This window comes from Pseudomonas sp. BF-RE-22, assembly GCF_019956155.1.
GTDB classification, from domain to species: Bacteria; Pseudomonadota; Gammaproteobacteria; order Pseudomonadales; family Pseudomonadaceae; genus Aquipseudomonas; species Aquipseudomonas migulae.
Genome location: NZ_JAHBDD010000029.1, coordinates 1 through 11,567 on the forward strand (window position 1 = coordinate 1; position 11,567 = coordinate 11,567).

The window sequence follows — 11,567 nt, forward strand, 5'->3', positions numbered from 1 at the left end:
CGCGGGCTCCGCGATTTTGATGGCCTTCAACTCCGCCTCCCGCGCCTGGGCATCCGCCAACCGGTACAACTCGATCGAACCATCCCAATGTTCGATCAGCGCCGTGCACGACTCCACCCAATCCCCGCAATTGAGGTAATCCACCTCGCCCACCTTGCGAATCTCGGCATGGTGAATGTGCCCGCACACCACGCCGTGCAACTCGCGTTTGACGCATTCGTGGGCGATGGCTTCTTCGAAGTCGCTGATGAAGCTGACCGCGGTTTTCACTTTGTGCTTGAGGTACGCCGACAGTGACCAGTAACCGTAGCCATACCGGGCACGCCAATGGTTGAGCCAGCGGTTGAGGGTCAGGGTGAATTCGTAGGCCGAGTCGCCGAGGAACGCCAGCCAGCGGTGATAGCGGGTAATCACGTCAAACTGGTCGCCGTGGATCACCAGCAAATGACGGCCGTCGGCGGTCACGTGCACGGCCTCATCCACCAACTGGATGTTGCCCAGAATCAGCTTCGAGTAACGGCGCAGGAATTCGTCGTGGTTGCCAGTGACATAAATCACCTCGGTGCCGCGCTTGCTCATGGTCAACAGACGACGGATCACGTTGGTGTGCGCCTGGGGCCAGTACATGCCGCCGCGCAGCTTCCAGCCATCGATGATGTCGCCGACCAGGTAGATCTTGTCCGCGTGGTAGCCCTTGAGAAACTGCGACAAGTGCTCGGCCTGGCAATCCCGGGTGCCCAGATGCACATCGGAAATCCACAAGGTCCGCACACGTTGCTTACGACTGGGTTTGGCGAGCTCGGCGCTGGTCATGGGCAACCCTCTGCGATTGTTTGCGCAAGCTTGCGCCGGTCGGGTTAATTGCCCATGACAGGGACAAGTCAGTCCTGTGACAACGCACATGAACGCCCTCGGTGTAGACTGGCAGCCTTAATCGGGAGACCTGCGATGAGACCGATCCTCACGCTGCGCCAATACACTCACGACCTGATCGTCCACAGCCACGACCACGCGCAACTGGTGTTCGGGTTGTCGGGTGCGCTGGATTTCGAGGTCGACGGGCATGGCAGCCAGGTGGTTCAGCAGAGTTTCGTGGTCGTCCCGTCCGGCTTCCATCATGCGTGCGGCAGCGCCAATGGCAGCCGCTGCCTGGTGCTGGATGTGCCGAGCGATCAATGGGTGGTTCAGTCCCTTGGCGAACACGCCGATGCCAGCCGCCGCTTGCTCGACAACGCCGGGCGCCTGCCGCTGGATGCCGGGCAAAGCCAATTGGTCAGTTGGCTGGCGGGCAGTCAGGTCAGCGACCCGCTGATCGCGCAACAAGGCGCGGTGCTGTTGCTGGCCAGCCTCAACAACGCCAAAAGCGAAGGGGTGGGCGGTCGGCGTCTGCCGTACGCCGCCTTGAATGCGCACATCGATCAATACGCGGCCTATCCGTTGCAAGTGGCCGATCTGGCGCGCATTGCCGGGCTGTCCAGCGCTCGGCTGCATGCGCGATTTGTCGCTGAATGCGGGCAGACGCCGATGGACTACATCCGCAGCCGTCGCTTGCACATGGCCGTGAGTATGTTGCGCGATTCGGCATTGCCCGTTGGCGAGATTGCGAGTCGGGTCGGCTACAGCTCTCAAAGTGCATTTTCAGCGGCGGTGCTGCGGGAGTTTGGTGTCTCACCCGGCAAATTGCGGCGCGAGGCTGGCGACAAATGATGCGAGCCTGACGACAGACAGGCATACCGACAGCCCTCTAGACTGCACCTCTGTTGGTTATGTTTATCAAGGATCGCAATGACTCCCCGTACCGCCCTGGGCGCACTGCATATCGGCGCATTGATGTTTGGCCTGACCGGTGTGTTCGGCAAACTCGCCGCCGCCTCCCCCGCCGTTATCGTCTTCGGTCGTGCGGCCTTTGCCGTGCTCGCCCTGGCCCTTTTCGCGCGGTTCGCCAGCCACACCCGCTGGCAAAAACTCGACGCCGTGGACTGGCGCCGATTGCTGCTCAGCGGTTTGTTGCTGGCCGGACACTGGGTGAGTTTCTTCATTGCGGTAAAGGTGGCGGGCGTGGCGATCGCGACCCTCGGTTTCGCCAGTTTCCCGGCGTTCACCGTGATCCTGGAAGGGTTGATCTTCCGTGAGCGAATTCGCGCCAACGAGATCCTGCTGGTGGTGCTGGTGAGTGTCGGGTTGGTGCTGGTCACGCCGGACTTCGATCTGGCCAGCGGCGCCACCACCGGCCTGTTGTGGGCGGTAGGTTCAGGCCTGCTGTTCGCGTTGCTGTCGCTGACCAACCGCGCCAGTTCCGGACGAATCCCGCCGGTCCAGGCTGCGCTGTGTCAGAACGTAGTGGTCGCGTTGTGTTTGCTGCCGGTAGCGGCACCGCAATTGAGCGAAGTGCGCACCATTGACTGGCTGTGGATCGGCCTGCTGGGAATATTCTGTACCGGCGTCGCTCACAGTCTGTTCGTCGCCAGCCTCGCGGTGATCAAGGCACGAACCGCCGCCGTGGTGTTTGCGCTGGAGCCGGTGTACGGCATCACCATGGCGTGGTTGCTGTTCAATGAAAACCCGACGCTGCGCATGCTGATCGGCGGCGCGTTGATCATCGTCGCGATTGTCGTGTCCAGCAGGCTCTCCGGCGGTTCAAGCAAGAAAGTGGTCGCTGCCGAAGCCGCGTCTCACTGAGTGCGGTCGTTGTGGCCCAGGTCGCGGTCCGGATCAATCTGATCGCGGACCCGCTGCTTGAGTACCTTGGCCTCCGGAAAACCGCCGTCAGCCTTGCGCTCCCAGATCTGCACATCGTTACAGAAAATGTGAAACACGCCACCGGTGCCAGGCACCAGCGACACCTTGCCCAAATCGTCGCCAAAGGTACTGAGCAGTTCTTGCGCCAACCACGCCGCACGCAACAGCCATTGGCATTGCGTGCAGTAAGTGATGACGATTTCCGGTTTATGCGCGGTCATGACAGGCGAAACTCCTGAGCCAAGGGGCACCGCCATGATAGAGCGTCAGCGGATGCCGGCCAACAACGTCCGCGCAGTCTGTTTGAGTGGCTCATCACCGTCCTTGAGCAACTCGTTCAGCAGCTCGATGGCGCTGTCCAGATCGCCGTCATCGATGCAGGTCTGAGCCTGTTCCAGTTTGCCTGCATTGGTCGGTTCCATAGGTTCCGGTCTCAGCGGTTCAAGCTCAAGCGATTGACCTGCATCGGCGAATTCGTTGAGAAAATCGTCGTCCAGAGACTGTGAGTCCGGTTCGGCGATCCATTCCAGCTCGGGCTCGCCCAGGGTCGGTTCTTCGGGTTTGGGCGATTCGTCCGAGGGTTTAGGGTTTTCGAATGGACTGACCAGGTCCCAACTCGAATCCATCGACAGGTCCTCCAGGTTCAACTGGAACTCATCGCCCGGCGCTGCTTCGGATTTTACCGGTGTCGTGATAACGCTGGTCACCGCCTCGGGCACCGCGCTGTTCACCTTCGGGTAGCGGGCACGGATTTCCTGAAGTTGCCGGGAATCGAACCCGGTGTCTCGCAAGCTGCTCTCCTGCACATCATAGGCTGGCACATCCCCTTGTTTACCGAGGACTTCCAACAGTTGCACCGCCAGATCCGTGCGCTGTGGTTCCTTGACCAGGGCTTCTCGCAACAATGCCGCTGCTTCGGAAAAACGCCCATACGTCAGGTAGATGCCCACACCCTCCAGCACATCGCCAGATGGCGTCTCTTCGTGATGGACAGGGGCGGCCTTCACAACCGGCGCTACGGTTCGATCAAGCACCGGTTCATGCCGCGACGGTAAAACCGGGAGATCTTCGGGCAATGCCTGAGTCTGCTGTCGTAGCCGACGAACAATCAGCCCCAGCAATAGCAACAGCAACGCCAGCAACCCGATAATCAGCGGCCAGTTGAACGCCCCGGGTTCTTGTGCCACTACCGGGGCGGGCACCACGGCTTGCGGCGTGACCGGCGGTGCTTGCTGGACCTCCGCCAGGCGGGTTTGCAATTCGGTGATCTGTTTTTTTTGGCCGGCGATCTGTTCGTCTTGAGCCTGCAGCTTCGCATTCAACTCATCGACGTTTTTTTGCAGCTGCTGATTTTGCAGCACGTTGGCAGCCAGCTGTTCTGCGACAGGATCAATCACCGGTACAGCGGCCGGTGGCTCAACCTTCGCCTGGGCGGTTTTCTTCGCTACGGGTGGAGGCGCAACGGCAGGTGTAACGCTCGGGAATGGAGAGTTCGGTGAACTGGCGGCGGGTTCGTCAGTGACCGGAGTAATCCCCGGCGTTCCCGGAGGATCGATCAGCACGGTGTACTCGCGCAGCACACGGCCGTTCGGTTGATTCAGTTGCACGAGAAAATTCAGGAAGGGTTCGTTGACCGCTTTGTTGGAGCTCACCCGGATCAGGCTGCGATTGCCCCGCAGGATCGGCGTGAACTTCAGGTCATTGAGAAAGAAAAGCCGTTCGACACCAGCACGGCTGAACTCGTCTGCCGTCGCCAGGCTGACCGACAGCTCGCCCTCCTCCAGACCGGCGGCATCCACCAGGGCGATGTCGGCACGCAACGGTTGATTGAGCGCCGAATGCAGGGTGATCTCACCCAGGCCCAGTGCAGGCGCCAATGCCGAGTAGCTGACAACTCCACCGGCCAGCAGCAGCCTGGCGCAACACCGCAATACAACGTGCCAACTCTCAAGCATGAGCATCCCTTAGATAACCAGAACCAACCAGTGCGTGTTCGCACATCCGTTACGAACACGATATTGCCTGGTAGTTCTTTATAGTCTGCCCAACGGGGTATCTCAAAAAGCCGGCGCTTGCTTATGCCTCAAGATTTTTCCAGGTTGGCCAGTATGTGCCCGTGGACTCGCATGCAGACCTTCAAATCCGCCTCATCGACGCCGTCGAACAGCTCGTGGCGCAGTTGAGTGGCAATGGTTTCAATTTGTTCGATCAGGGGAAGGGCCGGTGCACAGAGGACGATTTTTTTTGCCCGGCGATCTTCGAGCACTGCCTGGCGCTGAACCAGGCCCTGGCTTTCCAGGCTGTCGAGCAGTCGTGCCAGGGTGGGCCCTTCGACGCCGACGCTTTGCGCCAATTCACGTTGGGTCGGGGCGTCGTCAAAACGCGCGAGGTGCAGCAGCACCAGCCAGCGCGCCTGAGACAAACCCAGGCCGGCCAGACGGCGGTCCAGTTCGGCACGCCAGCCGCGCGACATCTGGGCCAGTTGCATGCCAAAGCGGTGTTGATCGGTTAACGGCATAAAACACTCATGGTTAGACTGAAATAGAGAAAAACTAATTATTAGTCAGCTAAGCATGACCCTTGGCTTGAGGCAAGGTTTGCTCTGTACTGAATCGTTACATCAATACAACCGTTTCAGGATTTGAGCGTCAGATCTCGAATTCCGATTGCAGTGCGGCACGTACGCAGTACAAAACACCTTCCGGCACACGACCGGCGAACAGTGCAGCAATCTCCGCCACCGGCGGCAACTCGCCCTCGCCGTCGAGGAACGCGTCCTGCACTTCCCCCATCAAGTCTTCGGGCAGATCCAGCGCCTGTTCCAGCGACAACTGCTGCTTGCCAATGGCCTCGGCGAGCATGGTGTAGACATTCTTTTCCGAACATTGCAGCTGACCGGCGATTTGCAGCGGCGTCATGCCGGCCCGCGCGAGCGTTATCAATTCGTGGCGCACGTCGGCCACCACTTTTGGTGCCTCGACCTGACCGCCGAGGACTTCAAGGAAGGCCTCGCCGTAACGCTCCAGTTTGCGCGCACCGACACCGCTGACCGTGGCCATTTCCGATAGAGAGGTCGGCTGGCTGCGGAGCATTTCCAGCAAGGTCGAGTCGGGGAAGATGACGTACGGCGGCACCCCATGCTCCTCGGCGAGCTTGCGGCGCAAGGCGCGCAAGGCTTCCCACTGTTCGCGTTCTTCGCCGCGAACCAGCTGGCTTGCCTGGCTCTTGCTGCTTTTCGCCGTGGTTTGCGGCTTGAGGTCGCGACGCAGTTCCAGGGTCACTTCGCCCTTGAGCAGCGGTCGGCAGGTGTCACTCAGGCGCAGGCCGCCATAGCCTTCGAGATCGATGTCGGCCAGACCGCGAGCCACCAATTGGCGAAACAGCGAGCGCCACTCACTCTCGCCCATCGCCTTGCCGACACCGTATACCGACAGGTGTTGATGGCCGAAGCTGCGGACCTTTTCGTTGTCCTTGCCCAGCAACACATCCACCAGATGCCCGACGCCATAACGCTGGCCGGTGCGATAAATCGCCGAGAGCGCCTGACGGGCCGGTTCGGTAGCGTCCCAGGTCTGCACGCCGTCAACGCAGTTGTCGCAGTGACCGCACGGCTCGGGCATGTCTTCGTCGAAGTAGGCCAGCAAGGTTTGACGACGGCAGCGGGTTTCTTCGCAGAGCGAGAGCATGGCGTCGAGCTTGTGATGCTCCAGACGCTTGTGGCGCTCGTCACCTTCGGAGTTCTGCAACATCTGCTTGAGCATCACCACGTCTTGCAGGCCGTAAGCCATCCAGGCATCCGCCGGCAGACCGTCACGGCCGCCGCGACCGGTTTCCTGGTAGTAAGCCTCGAGGGATTTCGGCAAATCGAGGTGAGCAACAAAACGTACGTTGGGTTTGTCGATGCCCATGCCGAACGCCACGGTGGCAACCATGATCAGGCCTTCCTCGTTGAGGAAGCGCTTCTGGTGCAGCGCTCGTGTTTCGTTGGGCAGGCCGGCGTGGTACGGCAGCGCCGGGAAACCCTGCTCGCTGAGGAACACCGCCACTTCATCGACTTTCTTGCGCGACAGGCAGTAGACAATGCCGGCATCGCTGCGCCGCTCCGCGAGGAACGCCAACAACTGTTTGCGCGGCTGCTCCTTGGGCACGATGCGGTAAAAAATGTTCGGGCGGTCGAAACTGGAGAGGAAGCGCTCGGCATCCTGCAGGTGCAAACGATCGACGATTTCTTCGCGAGTCCGCTTGTCCGCCGTCGCGGTCAGGGCGATGCGTGGAACATTGGGAAACAGTTCCGCCAACTGGCCCAGTTGCAGATACTCGCGGCGGAAGTCGTGGCCCCATTGGGACACGCAGTGGGCTTCGTCGATGGCGAACAGGGCAATTTCAAGGCTTTGCAGGAAGGCCAGCATGCGTGGCTGGACCAGACGTTCCGGCGCGAGGTAGAGCATCTTCACTTCGCCGCGCTTGATCCGCGCAGCGAGATCGCGCTGCTGCTCGGCGCTCAGCGTGGAGTTCAACGCAGCGGCAGCGACGCCCAATTCTTCGAGGGTCGCGACCTGGTCGTCCATCAGGGCGATCAGCGGCGACACCACCACCGCCAGCCCTTCGCGCAGCAGCGCCGGCACCTGGAAGCACAGGGATTTACCGCCACCGGTAGGCATCAGCACCAGGGCGTCGCCGCCACTGGCCACGCGCTCAATGATTGCACCCTGACGGCCACGGAAACTGTCGTAGCCGAAGATGTCCTTGAGGACGCGTTGAGCCTGTTCGAGCATAAAAACTCCAAAAATCACCGAAACATCCCTGCAAGGCTGGTTCAGAACCACGCGGGCTGCACTGACAAATCGTAAGTGCGCATTGCATGACGCTTCACATTTCAGCCGCGACGCCAGCAGGGCATCACAAAGCGCGGGAGTATACCCGAGGGCTTCCTTGCAAAGGGCGCCGCTTAGAAGAGGATGCTGTGTACATATCCGTTTCTGCGGTAACGGCTGCTATTGGTTTCGCCCTTACGGCGAGTTACTTGGAAAAGCGCCAAGTAACCAAGCGCTCTTGCCCCTTTCGTTCGGCCCTTCGCCAAGGCTCAGGGTTCCCTCGCTCCGGTCCTGCTCCGTGGGCCCGCCGCCATCGGCCATCCATGGCCGGGGGCGGCTAACCCGGCCTCCATGCCGGGTTGCCCACTGCGCAGAACCTCCACTCGGCCTCTCGAGGGGGCGACTACCGCCACAGCCGCCGAGGCGGCCTGAAAGCCGACCTGGCTCTTCAGTTGTCCGCGTTGTTCTTCTCTACTGCATTCACTCATTCCGAACATGTACACCAATCCCCTGTAGGAGCCGGCTTGCTGGCGATGGCGTCCGTCCAGCCAATACATGCGTCGACTGATCCACCGCTATCGCCAGCAAGCCGGCTCCTACAGGGGATTGGGTTCACACGATTCAAAATGGTAGGAGCTGGCTTGCCAGCGATGGACGTCAACGATAACGCGGGCTGTCTGAATGAACGCGTTGCCCCGACGCTTTTCGCCGGCAAGCCGGCTCCTACAATGGATTGGGTTCACACGATTCAAAATTGTAGGAGCCAGCTTGCTGGCGATGGACGCCAACGATAACGCGGGCTGTCTGAATCAACGCGTTGTCCGGTCGTTTTTCGCGGGCAAGCCTCGCTCCTACAGGGAATCGTGTGTGTTTTTGATTTCCACCACTCATCAGGCCGAGCGTTAGCTCGCCTTCCGCTTTTGATCTGAGCGCCCCCTCGAGAGGCCGAGCGCAGGTTCTGCGCAGTGGGCAACCCGGCATGGATGCCGGGTTAGCCGCCCCCGGCCAGGGATGGCCGATGGCGGCGGGCCCACGGAGCAGGACCGGAGCGAGGGTATGGCGAGCCTTAGCGAGGCACCGAACGAAAGGGGCAAGAGCCCTTGGTTACTTGGGGCTCTTCCAAGTGACTCGCCGTAAGGGCGAAACCAATAGAAGCCGTAACCGCAGGAATGGATATGTACACCATCAAAATCCTCGCCGACTGACACACAGCATTCGCAAGCAGGCTCGCTCCAGCAAGGAATGCGCTGTTCTGGAAAATCACTGAGCGCAAATATGCCGCGCGGCTGGCCTGAGTGCTCAAGAAGGCCTAGAATTCCCGCATCTGTTAATTCCCAAGGTAGCCCTTTAATGTCCTTCGCTGAGCAACTAACCCGCCTGCAAGTCTTCCTCGACGCCGATGAACTGCATGACGAGGCGCTGGACTACGTGGCCGCCCACGGCTACCTCACCGCGCTGTCGATCTGTTCCGAAAGCGTTCCCGACCGTGAATGGATCGACGCCCTCTTCGCCGAAGAGCCGCATTACGCCGACGACACCGAGCGTGAAGCCATCGAATCCACCCTGCTGGCCCTCAAGGCTCACATCGCCCGTCAACTGGCGTCCGATGAAGAGTTCGAGCTGCCGTGCGAACTGGACCTGGGCGACGACCCGGACGATTCCGACCTGCGCGGCTGGTGCATCGGCTTCATGGAAGGCGTGTTCCTGCGCGAAGCGGCCTGGTTCGAAACCGCCGAAGACGAAGTCAGCGAAATGCTGCTGCCGATCATGGTCGGTTCGGGTCTGTTCGACGAACAGCCCGAGTTCTCCGACATCGCCGCCGACGCCAACCTGATGGACGACATGATCGTGCAGATCCCGGAAGCCCTGACCGCGCTGTACCTGCTGTGCAACGCGCCAGACGAAAAACCGGCGATCCTCAAGCCACGTCACCACTAAGGTTTTGCCTATGGACAACCCCATAGGCAACCGCTCCCTGATGTTGCGTTACGGGCTGCTGGCCATCGGCTGGCTGAGCGTAGCGCTGGGGGTGATCGGGATTTTCCTCCCGGTATTGCCCACCACGCCTTTCCTGCTGTTGGCGGCCGCCTGCTTCGCCCGCAGTTCGCCGCGTTTTTACAACTGGCTGGTGGAGCATCCACGGCTGGGTCCGTGGATTCGCGACTACCTCGACGGCAACGGCATTCCGCTCAAGGGCAAGGTCTACGCCATCGGCCTGATGTGGGCGAGCATTCTGTTGTCCTGCTACCTGGTGCCCCTGCCGTGGGCGCGCGGGTTCATGCTGACCAGTGCGGTGCTGGTGACGGTATATATTCTTCGGCAAAAAACACTCTGAAAATCCGGGCCATTGCGATGTGATGCTGGCTGTCACTCCAACCGCTTATCGGAAACCCTCCCACAACTGTTATTTCTGACAGTAGTCAATGCTGATGCTTCACGCATTAAATCAATCCGGCACTCACACCAGGACCGGAGTCCATCACCATGACAGCCAGACAACCGAACGTCCCGTCGGGCACTGCGCCCGAGGAAACAGATTTGACATTGAGTATCACAGCCGTCTGGGACTCCGAAGGGGTCCTTGTAGGTCAAAACCGCGAGACCTCGGACACCTTCTTCAAGGTCGGTGGAACCGCTGAGCCGAACAAGCCGATTCTGGTACGGGACGGCTTCAGTGTATTGGCACCCGCCCAAAGCGACGTGAACGGCATTTGGAAGACCGAGTTGTTCGAAGTCAGGGAAGTCAAACGCTACAGCCTGACGGCCTTGGGTGATTACGGCAGTAAGCCCGTTTCTACCCCCCCTCGAAACTTCACCGTGGTCGCCGACGCCCCCATCATCGAGTACATAGAAGATGACGAGGGAACGATTGATGAAGGCGAAACGACCTACTCCTCATCGGTGAGCGTCACAGGTAAAGCCCTCCCGAGCCAGAAGGTTCAGGCGTTCAATGGCAGCACACCACTTGAAGAGGCGCCGGTTAACCAAAATGGCGTTTACACACTTGAACTCAAGAATCTGCTGTCAGGCACCTCCTACACCATCACCGTCAAGGCACTCTACGGCGAAGGTAAATCATCCGAACCACGAAACTTCAACGTTGCAGCGGACATCGGCCTGTCTCTCGATGCTGTCGAAGACTCGGACGGCAATCCTGTCAACGAAGGCGACACTACCTCCGACCAAAACCTCACCGTCACGGGCAAGTGCAGGCCAGGCAAGGATGTTCAACTCCTCGACCACGACGACCCAGAAGGATTTCCGCCGGCGACCGCCAAGGGTAACGGAGAGTGGGAAATCAAAATCAGCCTGGCCCCTGGCGAGCACAGCCTGAAAGCCAAAAAACTGTACGGTGACGGGGAAGTAACCCCTACGCCCAGAACCTTTACCGTTAAAGGGGCGGATCTTGTAACGCTGGACACCGTGACTGACACCCATGGAACAACCGTCGATGACGGTGGTTTCACCTATGAGAGCAACCTGATTGCCAAAGGCGAAGGCGAAGCAGGCGAGTACGTCGAGATATTCAACGGCGACGACTCTTTAGGTGAGGGGCAAATCGGAGCTGATGGCTACGAAGTCCCCATCGGCCCGCTGCCACTCGATAATTATCGCCTTGTTGCCAAGGCAAAATACCCCGATGGCGGTGAGTCTGGCCCGTACTCGTTTGAGGTCAGAAAATCCATCGCACCACGCGAAACCCAAGTGCATGATGCCAAAGAGGAAATTATCGATAACGGTAACACCACCTCCAGTTATGTAAGAGTCGGCGGCAAAACCGAACCGCTAGCGTCGGTCAACCTCAAGGTCAACGGGACCGTCGACCCGAAATCAGAGTCGGCCAACGAGGATGGTAATTGGGCGACACTCCTCACCGGATTGGCAGTAGGCAGAGCCTATGAGGTCAGTGCCGTTGCTTCCGAAGATCATAACGCCGAATCGAATAAAGTAAGGTTCACGCGGGTTTCGGCGAACGGCTCTACCGACAGTTAACAAAGTCCATTGTGGCAGTGC

The 11,567-nt window shown here is 59.8% G+C and carries 10 protein-coding genes; 5 read left to right on the top strand and 5 right to left on the bottom strand.

What is annotated here, in order from left to right:
• The coding region (locus KGA82_RS15880; RefSeq protein WP_008043641.1) for a UDP-2,3-diacylglucosamine diphosphatase at nucleotides 1–813 on the bottom strand (813 nt) is incomplete at its 3' end.
• 135 nt (nucleotides 814–948) lie between these two features.
• Here KGA82_RS15880 and KGA82_RS15885 point away from each other — a divergent pair.
• Nucleotides 949–1,707: a helix-turn-helix transcriptional regulator gene (locus KGA82_RS15885; protein WP_008030432.1), complete on the top strand. Its 759-nt coding sequence runs from the start codon at nucleotides 949–951 to the stop codon at nucleotides 1,705–1,707.
• Nucleotides 1,708–1,785: 78 nt separating this feature from the next.
• Nucleotides 1,786–2,679: a DMT family transporter gene (locus KGA82_RS15890; RefSeq protein WP_223451153.1), complete on the top strand. Its 894-nt coding sequence runs from the start codon at nucleotides 1,786–1,788 to the stop codon at nucleotides 2,677–2,679.
• Here the strand turns inward: KGA82_RS15890 and KGA82_RS15895 are convergent.
• The 4 genes from KGA82_RS15895 to recQ form a co-directional block, all read right to left on the bottom strand.
• Nucleotides 2,673–2,960 carry a SelT/SelW/SelH family protein gene (locus tag KGA82_RS15895; protein WP_008030428.1) on the bottom strand — a complete coding sequence of 96 codons (288 nt, stop codon included), beginning with the start codon at nucleotides 2,958–2,960 and terminating at the stop codon, nucleotides 2,673–2,675. The two genes, KGA82_RS15890 and KGA82_RS15895, sit on opposite strands and share 7 nt — an antisense overlap.
• A 45-nt stretch (nucleotides 2,961–3,005) precedes the next feature.
• Nucleotides 3,006–4,694 carry a FimV/HubP family polar landmark protein gene (locus KGA82_RS15900; protein ID WP_223451154.1) on the bottom strand — a complete coding sequence of 563 codons (1,689 nt, stop codon included), beginning with the start codon at nucleotides 4,692–4,694 and terminating at the stop codon, nucleotides 3,006–3,008.
• Nucleotides 4,695–4,822: 128 nt separating this feature from the next.
• Nucleotides 4,823–5,257, bottom strand: coding sequence for a MarR family transcriptional regulator (locus tag KGA82_RS15905; protein ID WP_008030423.1), 435 nt, complete (start codon nucleotides 5,255–5,257; stop codon nucleotides 4,823–4,825).
• 130 nt (nucleotides 5,258–5,387) lie between these two features.
• On the bottom strand, nucleotides 5,388–7,514 hold the full coding sequence (gene recQ / locus KGA82_RS15910) for a DNA helicase RecQ (RefSeq protein WP_008043638.1): 2,127 nt from the start codon (nucleotides 7,512–7,514) through the stop codon (nucleotides 5,388–5,390).
• A gap of 1,389 nt (nucleotides 7,515–8,903) precedes the next feature.
• Here recQ and KGA82_RS15915 point away from each other — a divergent pair.
• The 3 genes from KGA82_RS15915 (at nucleotide 8,904) to KGA82_RS15925 (ending at nucleotide 11,546) form a co-directional block, all read left to right on the top strand.
• Nucleotides 8,904–9,491 (top strand): YecA family protein, encoded by a 588-nt coding sequence (locus tag KGA82_RS15915; RefSeq protein ID WP_008035840.1) that lies wholly within the window; start codon nucleotides 8,904–8,906, stop codon nucleotides 9,489–9,491.
• Nucleotides 9,492–9,501: 10 nt separating this feature from the next.
• A complete protein-coding gene (locus KGA82_RS15920) occupies nucleotides 9,502–9,888 on the top strand; it encodes a YbaN family protein (RefSeq protein ID WP_008040608.1) in 387 nt (128 codons plus the stop codon).
• 149 nt (nucleotides 9,889–10,037) lie between these two features.
• Complete coding sequence (locus KGA82_RS15925; RefSeq protein WP_223451156.1) at nucleotides 10,038–11,546, top strand: hypothetical protein; 1,509 nt, start codon at nucleotides 10,038–10,040, stop codon at nucleotides 11,544–11,546.
• Nucleotides 11,547–11,567 lie beyond the last annotated feature (21 nt).